The sequence below is a fragment of the Protofrankia sp. CiP1_Cm_nod1 genome (assembly GCF_920888515.1).
GTDB lineage: Bacteria > Actinomycetota > Actinomycetes > Frankiales > Frankiaceae > Protofrankia.
The window spans coordinates 8,129-32,965 of record NZ_CAKKTM010000285.1 but is presented as its reverse complement, the minus strand read 5'-3'; the positions used below and the strand labels follow the sequence as shown (position 1 = coordinate 32,965).

Annotated in this window: 20 protein-coding genes and 1 pseudogene; 12 read left to right on the top strand and 9 right to left on the bottom strand. The window is 71.8% G+C overall.

Annotated elements, in window-relative coordinates; translation table 11 throughout:
- Positions 1–158: 158 nt before the first annotated feature.
- Positions 159–1,457, bottom strand: a complete 1,299-nt coding sequence (locus NBX02_RS12980) for an epoxide hydrolase family protein (RefSeq protein ID WP_445548407.1) — start codon at positions 1,455–1,457, stop codon at positions 159–161.
- Positions 1,458–2,202: 745 nt separating this feature from the next.
- Here NBX02_RS12980 and NBX02_RS12975 point away from each other — a divergent pair.
- From NBX02_RS12975 to NBX02_RS12965, 3 genes are all read left to right on the top strand, one after another.
- Positions 2,203–4,392, top strand: coding sequence for a malate synthase G (locus tag NBX02_RS12975; RefSeq protein WP_250291507.1), 2,190 nt, complete (start codon positions 2,203–2,205; stop codon positions 4,390–4,392).
- 79 nt (positions 4,393–4,471) lie between these two features.
- The gene (locus NBX02_RS12970; RefSeq protein ID WP_250282340.1) at positions 4,472–5,839 is read left to right on the top strand and encodes an FAD-linked oxidase C-terminal domain-containing protein; all 1,368 of its coding nucleotides are present in this window, start codon (positions 4,472–4,474) and stop codon (positions 5,837–5,839) included.
- Between the two features lie 168 nt (positions 5,840–6,007).
- Positions 6,008–7,717: a protein kinase domain-containing protein gene (locus NBX02_RS12965; RefSeq protein ID WP_250291505.1), complete on the top strand. Its 1,710-nt coding sequence runs from the start codon at positions 6,008–6,010 to the stop codon at positions 7,715–7,717.
- Between the two features lie 118 nt (positions 7,718–7,835).
- Here the strand turns inward: NBX02_RS12965 and NBX02_RS12960 are convergent, their stop codons facing one another.
- Positions 7,836–9,185: an FAD-dependent oxidoreductase gene (locus NBX02_RS12960; RefSeq protein ID WP_250282376.1), complete on the bottom strand. Its 1,350-nt coding sequence runs from the start codon at positions 9,183–9,185 to the stop codon at positions 7,836–7,838.
- 903 nt (positions 9,186–10,088) lie between these two features.
- On the opposite strand from NBX02_RS12960, the gene NBX02_RS12955 reads away from it, so the two are divergent.
- Positions 10,089–10,820 (top strand): metal-dependent hydrolase, encoded by a 732-nt coding sequence (locus NBX02_RS12955; protein WP_445548406.1) that lies wholly within the window; start codon positions 10,089–10,091, stop codon positions 10,818–10,820.
- Positions 10,821–11,313: 493 nt separating this feature from the next.
- Positions 11,314–12,129: an alpha/beta hydrolase gene (locus NBX02_RS12950; protein ID WP_250282346.1), complete on the top strand. Its 816-nt coding sequence runs from the start codon at positions 11,314–11,316 to the stop codon at positions 12,127–12,129.
- Positions 12,130–12,215: 86 nt separating this feature from the next.
- On the opposite strand, the gene NBX02_RS12945 is transcribed toward NBX02_RS12950, so the two are convergent.
- The 5 genes from NBX02_RS12945 to NBX02_RS12925 are packed head-to-tail and all read right to left on the bottom strand — an operon-like array spanning position 12,216 to position 19,130.
- Positions 12,216–13,643, bottom strand: a complete 1,428-nt coding sequence (locus NBX02_RS12945) for a wax ester/triacylglycerol synthase domain-containing protein (protein ID WP_250282348.1) — start codon at positions 13,641–13,643, stop codon at positions 12,216–12,218.
- Positions 13,640–14,632, bottom strand: coding sequence for an alpha/beta fold hydrolase (locus NBX02_RS12940; RefSeq protein WP_250282350.1), 993 nt, complete (start codon positions 14,630–14,632; stop codon positions 13,640–13,642). The genes NBX02_RS12945 and NBX02_RS12940 overlap by 4 nt, the downstream gene beginning before the upstream one ends.
- A 16-nt stretch (positions 14,633–14,648) precedes the next feature.
- Complete coding sequence (locus tag NBX02_RS12935) at positions 14,649–15,674, bottom strand: NAD(P)H-dependent glycerol-3-phosphate dehydrogenase (RefSeq protein ID WP_250282353.1); 1,026 nt, start codon at positions 15,672–15,674, stop codon at positions 14,649–14,651.
- Position 15,675: 1 nt separating this feature from the next.
- Positions 15,676–17,649 carry a lysophospholipid acyltransferase gene (locus NBX02_RS12930; RefSeq protein ID WP_250282354.1) on the bottom strand — a complete coding sequence of 658 codons (1,974 nt, stop codon included), beginning with the start codon at positions 17,647–17,649 and terminating at the stop codon, positions 15,676–15,678.
- The gene (locus NBX02_RS12925; protein ID WP_250282356.1) at positions 17,646–19,130 is read right to left on the bottom strand and encodes an HAD-IB family hydrolase; all 1,485 of its coding nucleotides are present in this window, start codon (positions 19,128–19,130) and stop codon (positions 17,646–17,648) included. Before NBX02_RS12925 ends, NBX02_RS12930 begins: the two co-directional genes overlap by 4 nt.
- 817 nt (positions 19,131–19,947) lie before the next feature.
- Here NBX02_RS12925 and NBX02_RS12920 point away from each other — a divergent pair.
- The 5 genes from NBX02_RS12920 (at position 19,948) to NBX02_RS12900 (ending at position 23,002) form a co-directional block, all read left to right on the top strand.
- On the top strand, positions 19,948–20,190 hold the full coding sequence (locus tag NBX02_RS12920; protein WP_250282358.1) for a hypothetical protein: 243 nt from the start codon (positions 19,948–19,950) through the stop codon (positions 20,188–20,190).
- Positions 20,191–20,351: 161 nt separating this feature from the next.
- Positions 20,352–20,552, top strand: coding sequence for a hypothetical protein (locus NBX02_RS12915; protein WP_250282360.1), 201 nt, complete (start codon positions 20,352–20,354; stop codon positions 20,550–20,552).
- Between the two features lie 616 nt (positions 20,553–21,168).
- A complete protein-coding gene (locus NBX02_RS12910; protein ID WP_445548408.1) occupies positions 21,169–21,984 on the top strand; it encodes a class I SAM-dependent methyltransferase in 816 nt (271 codons plus the stop codon).
- A gap of 344 nt (positions 21,985–22,328) precedes the next feature.
- Positions 22,329–22,502, top strand: coding sequence for a hypothetical protein (locus NBX02_RS12905; RefSeq protein ID WP_250282364.1), 174 nt, complete (start codon positions 22,329–22,331; stop codon positions 22,500–22,502).
- Entirely contained in the window at positions 22,499–23,002 is a 504-nt protein-coding gene (locus NBX02_RS12900; RefSeq protein ID WP_250282366.1) for an HtaA domain-containing protein, read from the top strand. Before NBX02_RS12905 ends, NBX02_RS12900 begins: the two co-directional genes overlap by 4 nt.
- Here the strand turns inward: NBX02_RS12900 and NBX02_RS12895 are convergent.
- Together NBX02_RS12895 and NBX02_RS23155 are read right to left on the bottom strand one after the other, a co-directional pair.
- On the bottom strand, positions 22,971–23,531 hold the full coding sequence (locus tag NBX02_RS12895; RefSeq protein ID WP_250282368.1) for a hypothetical protein: 561 nt from the start codon (positions 23,529–23,531) through the stop codon (positions 22,971–22,973). The two genes, NBX02_RS12900 and NBX02_RS12895, sit on opposite strands and share 32 nt — an antisense overlap.
- 208 nt (positions 23,532–23,739) lie before the next feature.
- Entirely contained in the window at positions 23,740–23,871 is a 132-nt protein-coding gene (locus NBX02_RS23155; protein ID WP_445548405.1) for a hypothetical protein, read from the bottom strand.
- A 158-nt stretch (positions 23,872–24,029) separates the two neighbouring features.
- On the opposite strand from NBX02_RS23155, the pseudogene NBX02_RS12890 reads away from it, so the two are divergent.
- Positions 24,030–24,242 (top strand): annotated as a pseudogene (locus NBX02_RS12890) (SAM-dependent methyltransferase); the annotation flags it as partial.
- A gap of 136 nt (positions 24,243–24,378) precedes the next feature.
- Positions 24,379–24,774, top strand: coding sequence for a limonene-1,2-epoxide hydrolase family protein (locus NBX02_RS12885; RefSeq protein ID WP_250282372.1), 396 nt, complete (start codon positions 24,379–24,381; stop codon positions 24,772–24,774).
- Positions 24,775–24,837: the final 63 nt, after the last annotated feature.

Genomic DNA, 24,837 nt, shown 5'->3' with positions numbered 1-24,837 from the left:
CCTCGCGGACGACGGCGGAGCGGCCCCGGTGGGCATCCCGGCAGCCCGGACGGTGGTGAGGGCGGCGATGGTGGCGGGGAACCGGGGTGGGGGATGATGAGTTCCTCGCGACTGGCCGCTGCGGACGACCGGTGTGTCCGGGCTGTGTGCGGCTGCTCCTACGCCGCCTCCTTGCGCACCGGACGGAAGCCGAAGCGGACCTCTTCTGAAAAGAGTCGCGGCTGTTCCCAGGCCGCGAAGTGGCCGCCCCGGCCGAGCCTGTTGTAATGGACGAGGTTGTGGGGGTACGCGCGCTCCGCCCAGCTCCGCGGCGGCTGGTAGAACTCGTCGGGAAAGACGCTTATAGCAAACGGGACGGAGATGTTCTTGGCGTCGAAGAAGTCCGCCTTGTTCTCCCAGTAGAGACGAGCCGAGGAGACCCCGGTGTTCGTCAGCCAGTAGAGCGTGATGTTGTCGAGGATGTCGTCCCGTGTAAGGTCGCCCGGCGAGTGCCCCTGAACGACCTGTTCTACGAGCCCGGGCTGGCCGGTGCCGTCGCCGTGGTCAAGAACAAACGCCGCCAGATCGACGGGTGAGTCCGCCAGCCCGTACAACGTCTGCGGGCGGGTCGCCATGAGGAGCGCGTAGGCCGCGTGCGTCGCGTAGAAGTTCCTCAGCTGCTCGTAGGCGCGGTTCTCCTCGGCCGAGAGGCCCGATGGCGGCGGGTCGCCGCGCTGGAACGCCTTTGCGAGACCGGCTGGAGCGGTACCGGCCATGTTGGAGTGAATGCCGAGCAGCTCCGGAGCTGCCTGTTCACCCATCGCCTGCGTGACAGCCGCGCCCCAGTCGCCGCCCTGCGCCACGAACCGGGTGTATCCGAGGCGCTTCATCAGCACCACCCAGGCACGTGCGATACGGGCGGGATTCCACCCGGTGGTGGCCGGCTTGCCCGAGAACCCATAGCCCGGCAACGAGGGAATCACCAGATGGAACGCGTCCGCCCCGCTCGCGCCATATGCGGTGGGATTGGTAAGCGGCTCGATGATCTTCAGCTGTTCGATGACCGAGCCGGGCCACCCGTGTGTGACGATCAGTGGCAGGGCGTTCTCGTGCGGGGAGCGGACGTGAATGAAATGAATGTCAAGCCCGTCGATCTCGGTCATGAAGTTCGGCAGGGCGTTCAGTCTCGCCTCGCACCTGCGCCAGTCGTAGTCCGTCCCCCAGTAGCGCGCGAGCTCCTGCACCGTCGCGAGCGGCACGCCCTGCGAGTCGTCGGTGACCGTCTCGCGTTCGGGCCACCTGGTCGCGTTTATGCGCCTGCGCAGCTCGGCGAGCTCCGCCTCCGGAAAACCGATCTGAAACGGGCGGACGGCGGTGTTGTCGACGCCCTTCCGTTCCGCTGCTTCATGAACGGACATCTGCTCCTCCCAAGATTGTGTTGCGCATCGGGGCCACGGTCCGTGACTCGTCTGTGGCACCCGTGCACAATCCTCCCTCGTGCGGGGGCTTCTCGCATCCGCGGGCTTCCCGGTCGACGCCCCGGTTGACGCGTGCTGAGCGCCGCGAGTTCAGCGTGCCTGAAGGTTCTCCGCGGTGAGCTTCCGGCCCGCTGTGAGTGCGAGCCGTAGAGTCGGCACGAGGACCTCGGCAACCCGGAGATCGCCAAGGCGGGGATGGCGGCGGCCGTGGCGGGGGGCTGACAGCCTGGTGAGATGTGGCCGGCAACGGCCGGGCGGCCTCGGGTGAGCAGCCCGGCGGACGGCCGGGCCCGCAGGTGCCCGCACGCGCCCGGGCCAGCCAGCCGGTACGGGCCCCCGCACCAGCCCGGCATCAGGACGGAACAACCAGCTCGATAATTCCTGCAGGATTTTGCCTCGAACAGGTTGACGGGTTCCGGAATGGGGCCGTGATGTGGCCGGCACGGGGATGTCACGGCCGGTAGGTTCTTTCATGACTTCGGTCGTGTCACCATAGATCCTCCGGACCCGGTGGCCACTGATGACCGGCGGCCGGGAGGTGCCGTGGACGTGACGTTCGCCGAGCTGGTCGACGCGCCGCCCGCTGGTGCCGTCGTCGCCGGTCCCGGCCCGCTCGGCATCCTCGGCCCCGGCGCGGTCCTTCCCCGGTTCAGCCCCGGTTCGGCCCCCGGTTCCGCCCCGCCCCTGATCCCGCCCCTGCCTCCGCTCCTGGTTCTGCCCCTGACGACGCGAAAGGCGGCACCTCATGACCGACCGCACCCGGGTGGGAACACTCCAGGTGGCGACCATCCTGTACGACTTCGTCACGTCCGAGGCCCTCGCCGGCTCGGGGCTGGACGCCGGGCGGTTCTGGCGGGGCGTCGAGGAGATCGTCACGGACCTGACCCCCACCAACCGGGCGCTGCTCGCCGAGCGGGACCGGCTACAGCACCGGATCGACGCCTGGCACCGCGCCAACGCCGGGCGTCCGCACGACGCCGACGCCTATCACGACCTCCTCACCGAGATCGGCTACCTGCGGCCCGGCCCGGGCGAGTTCCAGATCTCGACCGGCGGTGTCGACGACGAGATCGCCGCCGTCGCCGGCCCCCAGCTCGTGGTGCCGGTGCTCAACGCGCGCTTCGCGCTCAACGCGGCGAACGCCCGGTGGGGCTCTCTCTACGACGCCCTCTACGGCACCGACGCGATCGCCGAGGACAGCGGGGCCGCGCGCTCCGGCCCCTACAACCCGGTGCGGGGGGCGAAGGTCATCGCCTACGCGCGGGCGTTCCTCGACGAGGTGGCGCCGCTGCGGGCGGGCAGCCACGCCGAGGCGGCCGGCTACACCGTCAGCGCCGGAGAGCTGGTGGTGACGCTGCTCTCCGGCGCGACGACGTCACTGGCCGACCCCGCGCGGTTGCGCGGGTACACCGGTCCGCCGCAGGCGCCCGAGCGCGTCCTGCTCGTCCACCACCGGCTGCACGTCGAGATCCGCGTCGACCGGGCGGGGACGATCGGCGCCGGCGACCCCGCCGGAGTGCAGGACGTCGTCCTCGAGGCCGCCGTCACCACGATCGTGGACTTCGAGGACTCGGTCGCGGCGGTGGACGCCGAGGACAAGGTGGCCGCCTACCGCAACTGGCTGGCGCTCAACCGTGGCGATCTCGCCGCCGAGGTCGTCAAGGACGGCTCGTCGTTCACCCGGGCCCTCGCGCCCGACCGCGTCTTCACCGCCCCCGACGGCGCGGGCGAGCTCCGGCTGCCCGGACGGGCGCTGCTGCTGGTCCGCAACGTCGGGCTCCTGATGACCACGGACGCGGTTCTCGACGGCGCGGGCGAGGAGGTGTTCGAGGGCCTCCTCGACGCGGTCGTCACCTCGCTCGCCGCCCTGCCCGGCCTGCGCGCGGACGCCGAGCGGCCGGGCAGCCGGACCGGGTCGGTCTACATCGTCAAGCCGAAGCTGCACGGCCCCGACGAGGTGGCGTTCACCGTCGCGCTGTTCGGCCGGGTCGAGCGGCTGCTCGAACTGCCGCCCAACACGATCAAAATCGGTCTCATGGACGAGGAGCGCCGCACGACGGTGAACCTCGCCGCGTCGATCCACGCGGCCCGCGAGCGGATCGTGTTCGTCAACACCGGCTTCCTGGACCGCTCGGGCGACGAGATCCACACCTCCTTCGAGGCCGGTCCCGTGGTCCGCAAGGCCGACATGAAGAGGCAGCGCTGGATCGCCGCCTACGAGGACCACAACGTCGACGTCGGGCTCGCCGCCGGCCTGCGCGGCCGCGCCCAGATCGGCAAGGGCATGTGGGCGATGCCCGACCTGATGGCCGACCTGCTCGAGCAGAAGATCGCGCAGCCTCTTGCCGGGGCGTCGACGGCCTGGGTGCCCTCGCCGACCGCGGCGACGCTGCACGCGCTGCACTACCACCGGGTCGACGTCGCCGCCCGCCAGGAGGAGATCGCGGGCCGTAGCCGGGCCGACGTCCGTGACATCCTGCGCATTCCCGTCGGCGACCCGTCGCACTGGAGCGAGACGGACCGCCAGCGGGAGGTCGACAACAACATCCAGTCGATACTCGGCTACGTCGTCCGCTGGATAGACCAGGGGATCGGCTGCTCCAAGGTGCCCGACATACACGACGTCGCGCTGATGGAGGACCGCGCCACGCTGCGCATCTCCAGCCAGCTGATGGCGAACTGGCTGCGTCACGGGGTCATCACGCCCGAGCAGGTCCGCGGGAGCCTCGCCCGGATGGCGGTCGTCGTCGACCAGCAGAACGCCCGGGACGCCAGCTACCGGCCGATGACGCCGGACCTCGACTCCAGCATCGCCTTCCGGAGCGCGGCTGAGCTGATCTTCGAAGGGGCCCGGCAGCCGAACGGTTACACCGAGCTGATCCTCCACCGCCGGCGGCGCGAGGTGAAGGCGCTCACCGCCGTCCCGACCGGCTGACCCTCGCCGCGGTGGAGTCAACCCAGGGTGCGGCCAGTCAGGGTGCGGCCAGCCAGGGTGCGGCGGCCCGGGAGGTGCTGTGGACGTGACGCTCGCCGAACTGGTCGACGCGCTGCCCGCCGGCGTCGTCGTCACCGATCCCGACCTGCTGGAGAAGTACCGTCGCGACCGGGCCGCGGACCCGGCGGCGGGCATGCCGCTCGCCGCCGTGCGCGCCGAGTCGACCGAGCATGTGCAGGCGGCCCTGCGCTGGGCGGCGCGCCACCGGGTGCCGGTCGTCCCGCGCGGCGCCGGCACCGGCCTTTCGGGCGGCGCGACCGCCGTCGACGGTGGCATCGTGCTGTCGACCGAGCGGATGCGGGCGATCGAGGTCAGTCCCCGCACCCGGATGGCGGTCGTGCAGCCGGGCCTGCTCAACACCGAGGTGAAGGCCGCTGCCGCCGCCCACGGGCTGTGGTACCCCCCTGACCCGTCGTCCTTCGAGATCTGCTCGATCGGCGGCAACGTGGCGACGAACGCCGGCGGTCTGTGCTGCGTCAAGTACGGCGTCACCACCGACTACGTACTCGGGCTCGAGGTCGTGCTGAGCGACGGGACGGCGGTGCGCCTCGGCGGCCCGCGGCTGAAGGACGTCGCCGGCCTGTCCCTGACCAAGCTGTTCGTCGGCAGCGAGGGAACCCTCGGGATCATCACGGAGGTGACGCTGCGTCTCCTGCCGGCCCAGCCGCCGTCGAGCACCCTGGTCGCCACGTTCGCCAGCACCCGGCAGGCGACGGCCGCCGTCCTGGCGATCACCGCTGCCCTGCGGCCGGCGATGCTCGAGTACATGGACCAGGTGTCGATCAACGCCGTGGAGGACATGCTCCACATGGGGCTCGACCGCGACGCGGCCGCGATGCTCCTCGCCCGGTCGGACAGCCGCTACCTTGCCGCCGAGCTCGAGATGAGGAGCATGGCCGAGGCGTGCCAGGCGCACGGCGCGACCGAGGTGCTGGCCACCGACGACCCGGCGGAAGGCGAGGCGTTCGTCGTCGCCCGCCGCGGCGTCATCCCGGCGGTCGAACGTCGCGGCACCGTCCTGCTGGAGGACGTCGGTGTGCCGCTGCCCAGGCTGCCCGAACTGGTCGCGGGCATCGAGGCGATCGCCGCCGCCCGCGCCGTGACGATCGCGCTGATCGCCCACGCCGGCGACGGCAACACCCACCCGCTGATCGTCTTCGATCCCGCCGACGCCGCCGCGGCCGCCCGGGCACAGCTCGCGTTCGGCGAGGTGATGGACCTGGCGATCCGCCTCGACGGCACGATCACCGGCGAGCACGGGGTGGGCCGGCTGAAGAAGGCGTGGCTGGCCGACCAGGTCGGCGGTGACGCCCTCGACCTGTCACTGCGGATCAAACAGGCCCTCGACCCACTCGGCATCCTCAACCCCGGCGCGATCTTCCCCTGATCCCGCCCTCTTCCGCTGCCCTTCCGTTGTCCTCTCGCGGGAGAGGTGGGCGGGCCGGTGACTCCGGGCGTCGCAGCGCCGGAAACGCTCGTCCCGGATCCGGATCCGGATCCGGGCGGGCCGGGTGGGGCGCGGGGCGGCCTGGGCGGCGATCTAGGCTCTTGGCCCATGAGGGCGGTCAGGGTGGGGGAGTGGCTGGTCGACACCTCCGCTCCGCTGGGCAGCGGAGCGTTCGCGGAGGTTCTGCCTGCCTGGCGGGAGCGCGCGGGGATGGCTGGCGTCCAGCGGGCCATAAAGATCTACAAGGCGGTGGGCGACGGCGAGCGGCAGCGCCGGGCGCTGGAGGAGATCCAGGTTCAGGAGCAGCTGCTGGGATGTCCGTATGTGGTCGCCTATGTCGACGCGTTCCTCGTCGAGGACGGGCTCTACGACGGCGGCGTGGCCCAGGTGATGGAAATGGGTGACGTCTCGCTGGCCAGCCGGCTGGCCAGCGAGCGGCTGCGGCGGATGACGGTCGGCGAGGTCGCCGAGATGCTGGGCGGCGTGGCCGAGGCACTCGACCACATCCACGCGCGGGGCCTCGTCCACGCCGATCTCAAACCCGGGAACATCGTGCGCTGCCGTGGGATCTGGAAGGTCGCGGACTTCAACGCAACCTCCGTCCTGGCCGGCGGCAGGGGACGCGACCAGGGCGGGACACAGGCGTACATGTCGCCGCAACGGCTTGCCGCCGAGGGCCACGGGAGCGTGCGCCGGGAAGACGACATGTGGTCACTCGGTGTCGTCCTTGGCGAGTGCCTGCTCGGCCGGTTACCGCGCCGTCCCGACGGCTCCCCGGAACCGGACGCCGCCGTGCTCGCCGAACGGATCGTCGCGGAACTGAGAAGGGGCGAGGCAGATCACGAGCTGGTCGTCCTGCTCCGGGAGCTGCTGTCGACAGATCCGGCGCTACGCCCGAGAGCGGCGGCGACGGCGCTGCGGCTGCGGGCGCTGGCGCACCGCGCGGCGGAGGAAGGGACCGACCTGGTGCGTTGGTCCGGCCTGGCGTGCAGCAGTTTCGGGAACAGCCATCTTGAGGTGTTCACGGCGGGCCGCCAGGATGGTCTGCGGCACCGTTGGATTGTCCAGGGGTGGAGCGACTGGCACGGGATGGCCGCGCCGTGCGCCGTGCGGGCGATCGCGGTGGGCAGCCCCCGGGAGTTCGAGCAGCACCTCTGGCTGCTCGATCACGAGGGCCGGATCTGGGTGCGCAGCCTCGCGGTCGACCGCGAGACCTACGCGCCCGTCGAGGACTGGTCGGCCTGGCAGCCGTGGCCTGCCCCGGCGGACGGCGTGACCGTCGTCGACCTGGCCGCCACGAACGCGCCATGGGCTCAGCACTGCCTGCTTGCGGTCGACAACCAGGGCCGGGCCTGGTGCAGGCCGTGGAACGCCCACGGCGGCTGGTCGGACTGGTGGGCACTGCCAGACCTGCCCGAGGGCCTTGTCACGGTCCGGGCGGCGACGGGTGCCGCCGGTGTCGGCGCGCTCGACGGCCGAGGCGTCCTCTGGCGCAGCCCGGGGCTCTACACCCGCTCCTGGTACCGGCCGCTGCCCGCGGAACACCCACCCGTCCGCGGATTCGCCCTGCTGCCCGACGACGCGGTGGTCGTGCTGACCGGCGAGGGCGTGGAACTGCGCGCTGGGGGTATGCACACCGGTCCGCTCACGCCCGCGCCCGCCGGCGACTACGTGGCGGTGGACGCGTCCTCCCGCTGGCTCGGGCATCTGGAACTGGTACTCCGCGATCGTGAGGATCGGATCCTGCACACCTGGGCCCATCGATGGGATACCGGCTGGTGGGAATGGCACCCGGAATGGGCCGAGCTGTCGGGATGACTCGACACGGCTGAGCGGGGTCCCGGGCCGAGGCCGGTGAACGGCGCGCTCCGGAGCACTCGCCGCGCTCCACGGCCCTCACCGATGCCGGCGGACCGCGTCGTCCCGGGAGCGGGTCTCAGCGGGTGGGGTAGATGTCGGTCTGTTCGGCCGCGTTGATCGACGACTTCTCCGGGGGCAGGAACCCGAGCTGGACGATCTGCCGGGGGGCGATCACGTCGAGGAGCCAGTCGGCCGCGACCCGGATCGTGTTGGTCCGTCCCGGCAGGGCGTACAGGTGGTAGCCGCGGGCCAGCGCGGCGGCGGGCAGGCCGGACAGGGTGACGCCGAGCGGGTTGGCGACCGCGGCGGCACCGCCGAGGTCGACGACGAAGCCGAGGTCACGGTGCCGGTAGGGCCGGGCGCTGCCGTGGCCGAGGGAGGCCGCGACGGCACGGGCGGCCCCCGCCGCCTCGCGGACCGCGTGCTGCGCGGTCTGCCCGGCGGGCTGGCCGTCACGGGTGGTGTCCGGGACCGCGGCGGCGTCACCGAGCGCGAACACGCCGTCGGCGTCGGGCACCTGGAACTCGCTGTCGACGACCAGCCGGCCCCGCGAGGTGGGCAGGCCAAGGGCGGAGATCAGCGGGCTGGGGGTGATCCCGGCGCACCAGACCACCGTGTGGGTCCGGATTGTGTCACCGTCGGTGAGCCGGGCCCGGTCCGCCGCCACGTCCGACACGGACGTTCCCAGCCGGACGTCGACCTGCCGCGCGGCGAGCAGGTCCATGGACCGGGCGGCCAGGGCGGGCGGCAGCTCGGGCAGCACCCGGGGCGCCAGGTCCAGCAGGATCCAGCGGATGTCGTCGGGGGAGAGGCGCGGGTAGGCGCCGACCGCTCGGCGGGTGAACCGCGTCATCTGCGCGGCCAGTTCGGTCCCGGTGTAGCCGGCGCCGACGACCACGAAGGTGCATCGCGCCCGGCGCCGGTCCGCGTCGGCGCAGGCGTCGGCCTGCTCCAGCTGGCGCAGCACATGGTCACGCAGGTAGACGGCCTCGGCCAGGTTCTTCAGGCCGAGCGCGTGGTCGGCCAGCCCCGGGATGTCCAGGGTGCGGGTCACCGCGCCGGGCGCCAGCACGAGCCGGTCCCAGCCCAGCGTCGTCCGCGACCCGTCGGCCCGGCGGATCGTCACCGTCCGGCCCGCCAGGCCGGCGTCGACGACATGGCCGAGCAGCAGGGTGGTCCGCCGCAGCGCGGCCCTGGTCGCGACCGCGACATGCCGGGGCTCCACCTCACCGGCGCTCACCTGCGGCAACAGCGACGTGTACAGAAGGTGGTCGACTGGCGATACGAGTACGAGGTCGGCCGCGTCCGCCGGTAGGTGGTGTTCCAGGTGCCGCAGCACCCCGAAACCCGCGAACCCGCTGCCGACCACCACCACCCGCGGCGCCCGGGCCGTGGGTTCGGCCGGCTGGCGGGCGGGCCAGGCCACGGTGCGCCCGCCCCGTCGGGATGGCGGCCCACCTGAACGTCCGCGCCACAAAGAGATCAGCTCACCGTTCACCGTATCTTCCTCCGCTGCCCTTCCGGGCTGTCGTGGAAGCCGAGGCCCTCGGTAACCCAGTTCCAGACAGCCGGACGGCCAAACCGCCGCGTCCGCCTGATAGGCAAATGCCAGTTTTACAAATGACAGTTTTACGGAAATTACGGAGAGGTGCGGAGAGGCGCGGAATCAGGGCACGGATGTACGGGGCGGGGTGTTCCGCATGGTCATCGACCTCGACCCGGCCGGCCAGCCGGACGCTCCGAACAGCCCGGAGGATCTTCGCCAGATGGCGTCCGGGCTGGGTGAGCTGCTGTGTGATCTCGGCCTGTACGGGTGGTCGTGGATGGGATCCGCGCTACTTGACCGGTGCTCTACCGGTGCTCTGAAGGTTCGTCACCGACGGGTGGTCGGCCGCCAGCTTGGCCCGCAGCGCGTCGATGAGTCCCTGGTCGTACGGCCCGGGGGACCAGTTCTGCTTCCGCAGCTCCTCGGGGATGGGGCAACGTCCGCCAGTCCGACGCCGCCCTGGCCGGCCGGACAGCGTCGCTGCCAGGTGCTGCGACGCTTGCGTTCCTCACTGTCGATTCCTGCCAGCGCCGGGTGTCCGGCCCGGCTGGCCGGACAGGGCGCCGCGTCCGCCACCGGAGAGCATCACCGCCGCGCGCCACGCCGGCACCACCGGCACCCTGACCGTCCCGCTCGGTATGCGGGTGGATGTCGTGGCGAAGCCGTTGCTGCCCGAGCCGGTGCCGCGCGGCCGCCCGCGGCGCGGTTCCGGCCGGGGGCTGTGAAGATCGACGAGGGGACGGTTTATAGTCCGTCGGTGCCGATCACCGAGGTTGACATTCCATGATGGGGCGGACGCACGTGCTGAGCGGGGCGGTGGTCTGGCTGGCCGCCGCACCCGCGCTGTCCCGGGGGGAGTGGCTGGGCTCGCAGCGGTTGCTGGGCCTGCACACCGGCTCCCTGTCCACGGCCCAGCTGGCCGCCGGCGCGGTGGTGTCCGCGGGCGCGGCGCTGCTGCCCGACATCGACCATCCCAGCGGCCGGATCGCCAACACCTTCGGCCCGGTCACCCGCACGATGTGCAGGTGGATCGGCCGGGCCAGCGGCGGCCACCGGCACGCCACCCACTCGATCCTGTTCGCGCTCGCCATGGGCGTGCTCATGAGCCTGCTGGCCGTCCACGCCGAGTACGCCTGGTGGGCCGCGCTGTTCGTCCTCGTCGGCTTCGGGCTGCGCGGCCTCGGGCTGGACTTCGAGCGGCAGGGGCGCCTGTCCTCCGTCATCGACTGCGTGGTCGCCGGGCTCGCGGTCTTCCTCATGCACGGCCTCGACATGAGCTTCGCCGGCTACGCGGTGGCGCTGGGATGTCTCGCCCACCTGGCCGGGGACTGCCTGACCCCGCGCGGCTGCCCTCTGTTCTGGCCGGTCGGCCGGCGGATGGAGATCCCCCTGATCCCCCGGACGGGCGGCAGGGCCGAGGAGCGGGTGGTCATACCGCTGCTGGCCGTCGCCGCCATCGTCCTCGCCGTATGGACCGTGTCGGACGGGATCGCGTTCCCTCCGCGCACCGGCTGACCGGCGGCGGCCGGTGCTCCTGGGTGACGGATCACCCGTCGGCCGCGGCTGGCGGCTGCCGCGGGCGCCCGCTGTTACCTTCGTCTCATGGATCTCGCGAGAGCCGGGGCCGCTCACGGCGAACTGGTTGACTTATGATTTTTTGGCTCCATCACTTTTTGATCAATTGAATTTCTGGTTATATCGTTCTATGGTCAATCAGCGGGTGACCGGGGGCTCACTCCCGCGTGAGGCTCTGTCGCGTCTCGGACGCACTGCCGCGGAGGGTTGACATGATCTCCGCGGACGTCACGGGAGATGACGCCCTTCAGCCGCTTCGCGACGGCCACCGGGGAACGGCGCACGGATGGCAGCCGGCCGGGCCGGCGTCCCCCGGGCTCCCCGGGCCGGCTGGGCTGGCTGGCGAACCGCCCATGACCGCCATCGGCGGAAGAGACGGCAGAAGACAGACGTTCCGGCCGCGCGAGCTCGCGCGCCGCGAGGAGGCAACGGCATGACCAGCTCTGACACGATCACCACTCTCGCGGGCAGCCACGGCGCGCTCGCGCTGCACCACTGGAGCGCGCAGGACCCGTCGTTCGTCGTGCTGCTGGCCCACGGGTACGCCGAGCACGCGGGCCGCTACGACCACGTGGCGCGCAGGCTCAGCGACGCCGGCGGCGCGGTGTACGCGCCCGACCACATCGGGCACGGCCGTTCCGATGGCGAGCGCGGGCACGTCGAGCTGCTCGAGGACATCGTCACCGACCTGGGCACGGTCGCGAAGCACGCCACGGCGGAGCACCCCGGCCTGCCGGTGGTCCTCGTCGGCCATTCGCTGGGCGGCATCGTCTCGGTACGGTACGTGCAGCGCGCCGCCGGCCCGGTGGACGTGCTGGTGCTCTCCGGCCCGGTGATCGGCGGTAACCCGGCGATCTTCGCCCTCCTCGACCTGGACCCGATTCCGGACGTTCCGCTCGATCCGGCCGCGCTCTCCCGCGATCCCGCGGTCGGCGCGGCCTACGCGGCGGACCCGCTGATCTACCACGGCCCGTTCCACCGTGAGTCACTGCAGACCCTCAAGGACGTCGTCGCCACGATCGCGGCCGGCCCGGGCCTCGGGGACCTGCCCACGCTGTGGATACACGGCGAGCTCGACCCGCTGGCCCCGCTCGCCGAGACCCGCACGGCGTTCGAGCACATCGGCGGCTCGGACCTGCGGCAGAAGGTGTACCCGGGAGCCCTGCACGAGATCTTCAACGAGACGAACTCGGACGAGGTTCTCGACGACGTCGTCGCCTTCGTGCGGGAGGCCCTGCCCGTCCGGTGACACGGCGGATGCCGCCGGCACCGGACGGGGCCGGCGGCATCCATCCCGCGGGTCAGCGCCTGCGGGCCCGCACATCCCGCGGGCCCTCACAGCTCGTAGGCCAGGTCCAGCACCTCGTCGAAGCCGTCGCGCAGATATGACGCGAAGACCTTCTCGTCGTCGATCACGTCGGGGTTGGCGTTGATCCCCACACAGCAGGTGCCCTCGTAGGACAGCATGGTCACCATCGCGGCCACTCCCGGCCGTGGGCCCATCGGGTAGACCCGCAGCACGCGGGCGCCGGCCAGGTAGAGGCTGCGCCCGATGCCGGCGAGGTTGGAGGCCTGCAGGTCCGAGACGGTGGTCATGCTGCCCGCGATCTCGATCAGCAGGGCGCGGGGGAGCCGTCCGAGCACCGGCGCGATGAGGTCGAGGAACCCGATCGCGGGCTCGGTGCGGGCCGTCGCCACGGCGGCGCGGATCGCGGCGATCCGTACCCGGGGGTCGGGATCGCCCACCGGGACGGCGAACCGGGCCCCGGCGAACCGGTTGCCGCCCATCGGGTCGTTGTCGGTGCGCAGGCTCACCGGCATGCCGATCGGTATCTGGTCGACGACGACGTCGTGGTGCTCGTGGAACCGGCGGAACGCGCCCAGCAGCGCGGCCAGGAACGCGTCGTTGACGGTGCCGCCCGCGGCCCGTCCCGCCGCCTTGAGCCGTTCGAGCGGCACGTCGTGGGCGATCAGCCGGTAGCCGGTGCCGTCGTCGTTCAGCACGGGCGACCGCTCGACGTCGGGCGGGGCCAGTACGCGGCGCAGCGACGCCCCGAAGCGGACCGTGTCGACGGCCGTGCCGACCGGGTCGGCGGCGACCCGTCCGAGCGTCCGCACGGCGCCCCGGGCCACCGAGCCCGCGGCCCCGGCCAGGACGCCCGGCAGCCGCCCGGCCAGCAGCGAGACGGGTGTCTCCACCGGCCGCGGTGGCGGGAGCGGGCTTGTGTCGGGCTCCTCCCGCTCGGGGCCGCGCCCGTGGGTGAGGCTGAGCAGCTGGATCAGCCCGAGCCCGTCGGTCAGGCTGTGGTGCAGCTTCAGCAGGTAACCGGCGCGGCCGTCGCGCAGGCCGGTGACGAGTGTCGCCTCCCACGGCGGCCGGTTCGGGTCGAGCGGCCGGGCCGCCGCGGCGGCGGCGAGCTCGAACAGCTCACTGTTGGAGCCGTCGCCGGGCACCCGGATCCGCTGGAGGTGGTAGTCGAGGTCGAAGTGCGGGTCCGGCGACCACGCCGGAGGCACGAGCGGCAGCAGCGGATCGATCACCCGCTCGCGTAAGCGAGGCACCCGCAGGGTGAGCCGCTCGTGGGCCGCACGCAGACGCTCCCACTCCGGGGCCCGGTCGAGGATCTCGACCAGAACCCCGGTGGAGCGGGTGCGCAGGTCGCCCTCCGCACGCCACATCAGCGCTTCCCACCAGCTCATGTCCGCCGGGCCGCCCCAGCTCGAGCGGGCGGCGCCGAGGCCCGGGGGGCTGTGGCCGGTCACAGGGCCGCTCCCTTGGGTCCGGCCGGCACCCTCGTCTGGTCCAGGGAGCTCGTCTGGTCCACGGGGACGGTCTTCGGTCTCGGCTGGTCCACGCCGGCGGCGACCTCGAGGATCTGCCCGGCGATCGTGGCGGGCTCGTCGTACATCGGGACGTGACCGATGCCCGGCTGATGGATCAGCCCGGCCTCCGGCAGCCGTTCCAGTATCGGCACGCCGAAGTGCTCGAAGGGGATGACACGGTCCGGCTGCGCCCACACGACCCGTATCGGGTAGTCATGGTCGGCGGGCAGCGGCTGGAGGTAGGAGCGCGGCAGGGTGCGTAGGAGCGGGTCGACGGCGGGGGCGTGGGCGCTGGCCCGGATGGTCAGGGCCACCGCCTGCGGGTCGACCCGCTCGGGGTGTGCCACCTGCGTCGCCAGGAGCAGGCGGCGCAGCAACGGGTTGCCCGCGATCAGGTCCGCGTACGCCGAGTAGCGTGCCAGCGTGGCCACGGACAGGCGGATACCCAGTGCCACCGCGGCGATCCGGCGTTGTGAGGTCCACGCCCCGGCCGGGCTGAACAGCACCAGTGAGCTGGCGCGGCCGCGGCGGGCCAGCTCGATGGCGATCCAGCCGCCGAGGGAGTTGCCGACGATGTGCGCGCGGCCCCAGCCGGCCCGGTCGAGCTCGGCCTCCACCCCGTCGACGAGCACGTCGAGCGTGACCGGGACGCCGGGCGGGAGTGGCTCCCCGCCGCCGTGGCCCAGCAGGGTCGGGGCGAGGACGTCGTGGTGCGGCTCCACCAGCGGCAGCACCGGGTCCCAGGCGCGCCACGTACCACCGACACCGTGCAGCAGCAGCAGGGGCGATCCTGATCCGGCGCGGTACCGGGGCGCGGGGAGCTGCGGTGGCTCCTGGTCACGCACCGCCTGGGACAGCCGTCTCCGCAGCAGCGCCGCGGAGACGGCACCGCCCGTGGCCGCCACGATTCCCCACTTCGTATTTACCATGACTCACCCTTCAGCTTCACCAGCTCGTCCCCCTCACCTCGTGGCCAGGGGCCTGTTTCAGCAGCCCGCGATAGGCGTCGCGGGCCGTCGAGCCATGGTTGACCACAGCGTCGACCTCGCGTGCGATCGGCAGCTCGACGCCTGCCCCGGCCGCGAGCCGCATGACGACGCTAGCGCTACGTACCCCCTCGGCCACCTGTTTCATCCCGGCCATCGCCTGGGCGATCGTCTGGCCCCGGCCGAGCGCCTCGCCGACGCGCCGGTTGCGGCTGAGTGGGCTCGTGCAGGTCACGATGAGGTCTCCGGTGCCCGCCAGGCCGTAGAACGTGACGGGCTCGCCGCCCATCGCCTCGCCGAGCAGCGTCATCTCCCGCACCGCCCGGGTGATCACCATCGCCTTGGTGTTGTGGCCGGCGCCGGCGCCGTCGCCCATGCCCGCGGCGATGGCGAAGACGTTCTTCAGCGGCCCGCACAGCTCGGCCCCGATGACGTCGGTGGTGGAGTAGATCCGGAAGCGGGACGTGCGGAACAGGTCGGCCAGCTGGGCGGCGGCGTTCATGTCCGGCATCGCGAGCGTCGCCGCGGCCGCGTAGCCGTCGAGAATCTCCCTGGCGATGTTCGGCCCGGCGAGCACACCCGCGGGATGCCCGGGCAGGACGTCAGCGACGATCTCGGTCATCCGCCGGTCGGTCTCCTGCTCGAGCCCCTTGACCAGGCTGACCACCGGCACCCACGGCCGGGCGTACGGCGCGGCCTGCTCCAGGATCGTACTGAACCCGTGCGAGGGCACCCCCATCACGATCGTGTCCGCGTCGACCACCGCCTCTTCCAGCGATGTCGTCGCGTGCAGGGCGTCGGGGAGGACCGCGTCGCCGGTGTAGCGGCTGTTGCGCTGGTTCTTCTCGATATCGTTCACTACGTCGGACGACCGGGCCCAGATCGTGGTCGTCGCGCTGCGGGAGAGGATCGCGGCCACCGTGGTGCCCCAGGACCCGGCCCCGATGACAGCGATCCGCGGCGCTCTACGACGTAGGTATCCCACATCAGCCTCCGATCCCGTCGGAAACGCTCCGTAGCGATGGCTGCGGCTCGGGCGCCACCACCGTGCGCGTCATGCCCAGCGTCGTGATCTCCTGCGATGCCCTCGGCTCGGGCGGTACCACCGCGGACGTCGCGCCCAGTACCGCGATCTCCTGCACGTCGTGCAGGACGCGGTCGAGCTGGACCGCGAGCGCGCGCCGCCGGGTCACCAGCTCGTGCGGGCTCGCGCCGGGCTCGAGCAGGCCGCGGTGGCGGGCCATCTTCAACGCCGTGCGGAACATCTCCGCGGACACCGACTCCTCGCTCGCCACCCGACGCTGCATCGCCCACTGCCGGCCGAGGTCCAGGCAGTCGGCGAGGAAACGCTCCTCGTCGAGCTCGGCGGCGTCGTCGTCGAGCACCAGCTGCTCGGCGACGATCCGGTAGGCGTCGATGAACGGCCGCAGGACCAGATGCGCCACCAGCGGCGCCGCGTCGCGCAGCCAGCGCTCGGCGTCGGCCGGGCTGATCTCGGCCGGGCGCGCCCCGCCTGCCATGATCGCGACTTCGCTCCACAGCTCCTCGGCGAACTCCGCGCGCGCGGCGAAGAAGAAGTCGAACTTGAGCAGCTCCCGCAGCTCCAGCGCGTCCTCCCAGGCCATCCGCAGCGTGCCGCCCTTGTGCCGGGCGAGCGAGAGCAGCGCCAGCTCGGCGATGGCCCGCACGAGCAGCACGTGCACGGCGCTGTTGCGGTACACCGCGGCCACCAGATGCTGGTCGGCGCCCATGCCCCACACCGTCTCCGGCCCGCCGGCGAAGCAGGTCAGCACGCCCGAGCTGACAAGGTCCTGCAGCGTGCGCCGCACCGTCGAGCGGTCGGTCAGGTCGGACGCGGCGGCGACCGGCCATCCGCGCCGGCTCAGGTACCGCGCGAGTGGGGCCACCGTCGCGCAGACCTCGTCGAGCGTCAGCGCCCGGTCGGCGCCCAGCATGGCGACGCAGACGGCCGCGGTCGCGGTCACCGGCGTGGTGCGGTTGATGCGGTGGCACACCTCCAGCGCGACCCGTTCGACGAGCTGTCCCTCCTCCACCCCGTCGACGCGGTAGGCCTGCAGCCGCTCACGCAGCGGGATCGGCGTGCCGAAGTCGATGTGGATGCCGCCGAGCCGTGCCTTCAGGCCGCGCGCGTACCCGATCAGCCAGCGCAGGTCCTCCGGCTGCTTGGCGGTGCCGCGCGCCTCCTGGGCCATCCGCGCCACCTCGTGCAACGGCAGCTGGTCGTAGATGATGGAGACCGGCACGACGAGCGGGTCCGCCAGTTCGGACGACGCCACCGCGTCGCTGACGTAGCGCAGGAGCCCGTGGCGCGGAGGGCGCAGCTTCCCGGTCCGCGTCCGTCCGCCCTCGATCGACCACATCAGGTTGACCCCCGCGGCCACCATGTGCCCGACGTAGGAGCGCAGGGCGAGCCGGTAGACGGGGATGTCCGCCGTGGCCCGCCGGACGTGGACCATGCCGATCCGGCGGGCGATCGTGCCGAGCGGGAAGAAGTTCAGGTTGGCGCCCGCCAGACCGTAGGGGGGGTCGAGGCGGGCCCGCACCAACAGCGGAGGCAGGGCGAACTCGTCCAGGTACGACCGGTGCGAGATGAGAAAGATCAGCGAGTGGCGCCGGTCCAGCCGGCGCAGCTCGGCGAGCGCGTTGTCGTCGGTGAGGATGTCGTACCCGCGCACCATCCAGCGCGCGAAGCGCTCCCACGTACCGGCGACCACCGGGTCGTGCACCGCGGACATCTCGCGCAGGTAGCCGGCCGCCTCCGCGCGCACGGCCTGCTCGTCCTTGCCGAGCCGCCTGGCCAGGCTGTCGAGCGCGCTGAGGAACCCCGGGCTGGTGAGCAGCGCGGCGACCACGGGCGGGTCGCCTGCCCGCAGCTCGCCGGGGGCCGCCCCACCGGGCCGGGGCACCAGGTCGCGGGCTGTCTCGATGGCGTGGATCATCGCAGGCTCCCGGTCATGTCCTCGGCGGGCTCCGCGCTGACGGTGCCGGGCCAGTGATCCAACGTCTCGACATAGAGGTCATGCACACGGACGGCCGCCGCGTCGATGTCGGCGCGGGTCCAGCCCTCGGTGGGGATCGGGGGCAGGACGGCCACCTCGATCCGGCCCTCCCGGGCCGTGCGGGCGTTGCGCCACATGATCTCTCCCGCGTTGCGGATGACGATCGGCACGATCGGCACCCCGGCGGCCGTGGCCAGGTGGAAGGCCCCTTTCTTGAACGTGCCCACCCGCGGGGTGAACGACCGGGTGCCCTCCGGGGCGATGACCACCGACGTGCCGGAGTGCAGCATCTCGACCGCCGGCCCCAGCGCCGAGATCGCCTTCGCCGAGTTCCCCCGGTCCACGAACGCGACCCCGGCCAGCCCGAACAGGGTGCCCACCACTGGCACCCGCCGCACCTCCGCCTTGGCCACCGCGGTGAACCCCCGCCGCAGCACGCGGGAGGTGACCACGAAGTCGACCAGCGTGCTCTGGTGGTTGATGAGGAACACCGCCGGGCGGTGCGACCACGCGTTGTGCTCGCCGACGACATCGACGCGGATGTTGCCCAGCACGGACGCGACGTCCCCGAACAGCGACGTCATCAGGTCGACGCCGTAGCGCCGGTCGCGGGCGAGCACCCCCGCCACGATCCCGGCCCCCGCCGTGGCGAACAGGCTGCCGAACATGGCCGCGGTCCGTACGGCGGGCAGCGGGTCGAGCTGGTTGTGCTTGCGGGTGAACTCCAGCGGGGGCCATTCCCGCCGCCGCGCCTCGGCGGCCAGCACCGGCTGCGGGTTCACCGGATGCGGGTAGCCGGCCGCGCCGAGGAAGGGCACGTCCTCGTCACCGTTGGCGTACGCGTGACTGATCGCGAGGTCGATGCCGTACTCGGCGGCGAAGGCGGTCACCGCGGCGAGCTTCCCGTCGCCCCACAGGGCACGGCCGGCGACACGTCCCGTGACGACGCCGCCCTCCTCCTCCAGTTCGGTGCACAGGACGTGCTCGACGCCCAGCTCATCGGCCATCGGCTGGACCTGTAGACGGGTCGCCGACGTGGCGATCACCACGGTGTGGCCCTGGCTGAGGTGGGTCCGGACCAGCCGCCAGGCGCTGTGGAACAGCGAACCGGCGATCTCGCTCGCGAACAGCTCACGGCCGAGGGCGAGCAGCTCCTCCTCGGTGCGTCCGGCCCAGCCGCGCATACCGGTCTCCAGGAGCGAGGTGAAGCCCGCCTCGTCCAACGGCCCGCGCACGGCGGCCAGCGCGATCCGTAGCAGCTCGTCCGGGCCGACATCGAAGCTGCGCAACCGTCGCGCGTAGAGTGCCCGCGCGGAATAGCCCTCGATGAGGGTGCCGTCGAAGTCGAAGAACGCACCCACGTGCGGGCCCTTCGGGCCGTGGCGGATCGCCTCCATCAACTCGTCGACCGGGGCGCTCATCGTCCGTAGCCGAGTGCCGGGCCGAGGCGGCCGCCGCCGGGGTGTGAACTCTTGCGGATGACATAATGAATCATCGAGGCCGTCCTGGATTGGGCGCGGTTCAGCGTCTGCGTGGCCCGGCCGCGGAGTGGATCGCGCACACGCACTTCGTTCCTGTCTTACAACGGTTCTTACAGCGGTCAGAACGAAATGGCAATGCTGTGTCCGATCCTGGTGACAGACGCCCTATGGACTTTGTTTGTCAAGTGATCCGTTGTCGATCTTGGGCGTGCCGTGGTCGGGCGGTGTGTTCGTCGCGAGGCGTATGAAGTCGTCACATTTTGGTCATATCGCGCCTTTTTGGATGATTTTCCCGGGAAGGGGGTTCGGGTGCCGAGATCGCGGCCGCCGCGCGCGGCCGGGTCCCGCCGGCGGACGACGGGGGCTCCGCGGGCCGGCCGCGCCCCCGCCGCGGTACACGTAGCGTTGCGGACGATCTACGGCGTGCCCTGGGCGGCCTGCTTGCGGTCGCAAGCGGCTGCAAGCAGGCCGCCCGGCCGATGCGCAGGCCGGGCCGGGGGGCCTGCCGGGCCATCGGGACAGCCCTCGGCCGCTGGGCCCGGCGCGCTCACCTGCTTCCTGGCCGCGTCGGCCGCGGCCGTGCCGCCCCGGTGCCGGACCTGGTCCTGGAGCGCGGACGTCTCCTGTGTCCCACCGCCGAGCGGCGGGGCCAACCGGCCGCCGACACGGCGGGTATGACTCCGCGACACCGCCGTCCACCACTCCGGCCAGGGCGGCCGGTATCTTTTTCGAGAATTCGCCGCACCGTGCGCGGCCCATGGCGTACGACGTTCCGCCGGAACGGCCGGGGCTGCTACGACAATGCGGTCGGCGGGCCGTTCTTCGCCATCCGGAATGGGAGATCCTCGACCACGCCCGTTTCGTCACCCATCCCGGGGCCGGCGCCGCCCTGTTCGACTTCGCCGGGCGCCGTAACCGGCGGCGCCGCCATTCGGCCAATGGATACCCCGGCCCGCACGGCTACGAAAACCGCTATCACGGTTACGTTAAGATCGTATAGCCGTCGAAGTTCCGGGGTGTGAACCAGGCCGGGGCGGTTTCGGGAACGGCTGTCTCGGCATCGCGGCCTCCGCCGGCACACACCAGTGGATCAGCGCTGTCCGCCGGAGCGGGCAGCCACGGTGGAGGTGGAGCGGCAGGCGGAGCGGCGGAGGTGGCCGGGTGGCGGGCGGAATTGGTGCCGGCGCGACAGTGCGGTCGGCGGTGTTCGGCCCGTTCGGCCCGTTCGGCCCGTTCGGCCCGTTCGGCCCGTTCGGCCCGTTCGGCTGGTTCGGCTGGTTCGGCTGGTTCAGCCTGTTCGGCGAGCACGACGGGAGCGGAGCCGCCGCGGCGGTGGCCGGCGGGACGCAGGCGCACCGTTAAAAAGGGAATACGGGCATAACGTACGGATATTTCAATACAGGCTGTATCGGGATCGGTTCCTGGTGTGACACACCATCGGGGCCTGTACACGGGGGCCGCTCCCGGTAGCTGTCCGTCAGCCCGGATAGTGGCAGGCGGCCCGGCGGCCGGCAGCCACCGGGCGCATCGCCGATTCCTTGTCGGTGCACCGGCCGTGGGTATACGGGCGGCGGGTCCGGAGCCGGCACCCGCTCGGGGCCGCGGTGGTGACGAGGGCTCGTCGGGCCCGCCGCCCTGCTTGCTGGGAGGCGGGCCGGGAGCTTGCCGCCGAGTGTCGGGACCGCCTCGAGCGGGGCCCGGTCGCGGGGATGGCGGGACGCGCACAGAGCTCGTCCGTGGGCGCGGCCTGGTCTCCTCCCCAGGTGCCGCGAGCTCGTAGCTCTTCCCAGGCTATGTATATGGCCCAGCCGGCTATATGGCCCAGCCGGTCGCTGACCTGCCTGGCGACGGCGGGGTCATGGGCGCCGCGCTGCTTGTCGGCTACGTCGTGTACGCGCTGCGGGCCCGGGGCGCGGTCCGCACCTCCTCGGGCCGGCGGTTGCCCTCGGGCCGGCAGCCCGGCCGGCCGGTAGCATGGGTGCCCGTGCCGGAGCTGCACCTCACGGGTGCGAGGGCCACGCTGCTCGCGACGTTGTACGGCAGGGCGCTCGACGCCGAGTCGCCCCGTTCCGTCCTGCACGACACGATGGCGCTGGAAACCGTCCGACGGATCGATTTCGACTTCACCAGGACGGGGCTGCGGCGCGGCGAGCACACCGCCGTCGCGCTGCGGGCCCGGCACCTCGACGGGTGGACCCGCGAGTTCCTCGCCGCGCATCCGGCGAGCACCGTGTTGCATCTGGGCTGCGGCCTGGACACCCGGGTCCACCGCGTCGATCCTGGCCCCGGCGTGCGGTGGTTCGACGTGGACTATCCCGACGTGATCGACCTGCGCCGGCAGATGTATCCGCCGCGTGGGGGGTACGAGACGGTCGGCTCGTCCGTCACCGACCCGTCCTGGCTGGCACGGGTGCCTGGTGATCTGCCGGTGCTGGTGGTCGCCGAGGGCCTGACGATGTATCTCAGGCAGGACGAGGGCGAGGCGCTTGTCCGACGGATCGTGGGCCATTTCCCCGGCGGCCAGTTCGTCTTCGACGGGTTCAGCAGGCGTGGCATCCGGATGCAGCGGTTCAACAGAGCGATCCGGGCCGCGGGGGCAACCGTCTCGTGGGGCATGGACAGCTGCGCGGAGCTCGAGGCGATCGATCCTCGGCTGCGGTGCGTGACAGCCAGCGGCGCTTTCGATATCGATGGTTACGATAAGCTTTCAGATGGATACCGTCTGCTGGCCGGGGTGGCGAGGCTGGTCCCCGCGCTGAGGAGGATGGCGGTCTTCTACCGACTGGAGTTCTGACGGGCGCCGCCGCCCCGGCGGTGCCATCCGGCCCGGCGGCCGTACCGCGTGGCCACCCGGTCGCTACGCTCACTGTGAGCAGATGCTACGGACAGGTGCCACGATCCTGTCTGGGCCTCGGGCGGACAGCCGCGAGGTGCTGGCCGGGAGCATGGATGCGGAGGCGGTCGAGGCGATGGTGACCGCCGGTACTGCCCCGCGTCCGGAACATTGCTTTCCGTGATCGACGTCGGATGTTGCTGATCAGTTTCGTACCGTCTGGAGCCTCACTGCCGAAGGGAGCCCGGGGCATGGAATTAGGTGATCTCGCTGAGCGTCCGGCGACGCCGGCGCGTCGGACCGCTGTGCCTGAGGACGGGAGGGACAGCCTTGAGCCGCCGTCCCGGTACGGCTACCGCGCCGGCGCCCGCCTCGGCGAGCGGTACCTCGGCCTGCTGGCCGGCGGCCGTGTGACGGACGTGACGGAGAGGTCGTCGTCGGGGCGGCATGGCGTCGGGCTCCACGGGGTGGCCCGGTGAGCGCGGCGGAGCCCCTGCTCGGCCTGCGGTGGGGGATCAAGGCGACCTTCCTCACCTACATCGCCCGGATGCCCGACGGCCAGGGCAGCGCCAGCGACGGCGCGCGGTCCGTCGAGAACGACGAGTTCGTCTTCGAGCCGGATCCGTCGGCCACGGCGCCCGAGGGCGTCGACGGTTTCTGGGCGTTCCGTGGCGACGTCCGTTTCCAGGGCCATTTCGGGCTGCTGTACGTGCGGATCGCCGACCCGCACGTGGTGCTGCGCGGCACGCAGGCCGAGCTGAACGTCGTCGACCCGTCCGAGCCCGGGACGAAGCCGAGGATTCCCCTGGTGCGGTTCGTCCCGCGGCCCGGCGCGGCACCGTCCGGCCTGCGGACCTGGGAGGCCGAGGACGTGCGGCTGCTGGCCGAGGGCGCCGGGCTGTTCAACAACGTGTACTCCATGGGCGAGCCGTTCGAGCCGCTGACCATCACCCTGCCGGCCTCACCCCAGGCGGGGTGAACTCGTGTAGCCAGTCCCGCCGGGGAGAACCCGGCAGCCAGCCCGGCGCGGGAGGGCGGTGTGGCGTGCGGGCGCGCAGCCGCCCGCCGCGTTCCTCGACCGCGCCGGTACGCCGCATCTCCGCGAGCAGGTCGGCCGCCAGCGTCTCGGCATCCGTGTCGAACACCTTGCTCGCATGGTCGACGAGCCACGGCTGCCGGGTCAGATAGATGTCGACGTCGTCCAGCGGGATGCCGTCACGGATCATCAGGGCGAACGCGAAGATGCGCTTGCAGGCGTGCCAGCCGGCGCGCTGCGGGTCCGCGCGCATGCGCTCGTACCGTGCGTGCGCCGCCGCGAAGGTGGCGGGCGGGTCGAGGATGGGGCCGCCGGCCGTGGCCAGCGTGTCCTCGATGCGCGAGGTGTCGCTGCCGAACCCGGAGTCGAAGATCACGCGGGATCCGTCACTGGTCGCGATCACGTTGGGGCTGGGGAAACCCACCGCCAGGAAGTGCAGCCAGCCAGGTATGCGCAGGGAATCTGACGGCACGGCGTTCCCCCTTCGGCAGCGACGTCGCCTTCGGCCCTCCCGTCCACTCCGGGCCCGTGACATCCAGGCTCGGGCACCCAGCGCAGACGTCCAGGCTCGGGCATATCTGCTTGGATGGCCGATAGTTGGACATCAAAACAATAATGGCTGATCATGCCACATGGAAGGTCCGCCGGCCGGCCGACAGGATCGGCGGCCAGGGGCCGTGTCAGGCGTGCAGCAGGGTGATGGTGCGGCCGGCGGGGCTGGTCGTGGTGGTGATGGTGGTGCGTTCGGTGAGGCGCCGGATCCGCTCGACCGGGAGGAGCCAGGGGTCGGCCAGCGCCGCGGATCCGGCCACCGCCTGGATCCGCTCGACCGGGAGGAACCTGGTCTGGAACAGCTTGTACGTGGTGCCCCGGCCGTGGGGCGTCGTCGCCCGGGATCGCCTATAGGCTCGGTGACCAGGCCGTGGCAGACAGAGGCCCCGTTTGGCCCGTGGCCCGGTGAGCCGGACTCGACGGGAGCGGGCGGGCTCGGCTGGTCCGTAGCCGGCACCGTTATATATGGCCGGCCGAGCTTGACCTCATGGCCGAGCTGGCCGGGTTCGAGCTGGAGTCCGGACACACCGACTGGCGCGGGGCCGAGTTCACCGCCGAATCCCGGTCCCACGTGTCCGTCTACCGCCTGCCGTCTCCTGGTGGGCCGCTGGATCCGGTCGCGGCGATCTGACCGCGGCGACGGCGCCTACCGCGTCCACCGCTCACCGTCATGAGCGCATGTCCCATGTGGGCATCCGGGTCTCGACCGTGAAATGCTCTCCCTCGGAGACCGGCCACCCTCTTCGAGAACCAGGAGTCAGTCAAGAATGAGCCACATCACCGCCGTCGAGAACTTCTTCAAGCGCTGGAGCGTCAGCTACGAGGAGCTTCTCGCCTCGTTCACCGACACCTTCACCGCCGACACGCCCTGGCTCGCCGCCCCCACCGTCCCCGAGACTCACGGCCCGGCGGAGGCCATCGCCTTACTCGAGCAGTTCCGGGCCGGGTACAACCTGGCGACCATACAGGTTCACATAAAGCGGATCGGGCAGACCGGCGACGTCGTCTGGACCGAGCGGGTCGACGACGTCAAGGACGCCGACGGCAACCTCGTCGTCTCGATCCCCGTCGCCGGTGTCCTGACACTCGACGACGACGGAAAGATCACCAGCTACCGCGACTACTGCGATCTACAGGAACTACAGGCGAAGGCCGCCGCCTGATATCGTCCGCATAACACTTGCATACCATCTGATACTGTCTGAATACCACGGTGACGGCGGCCC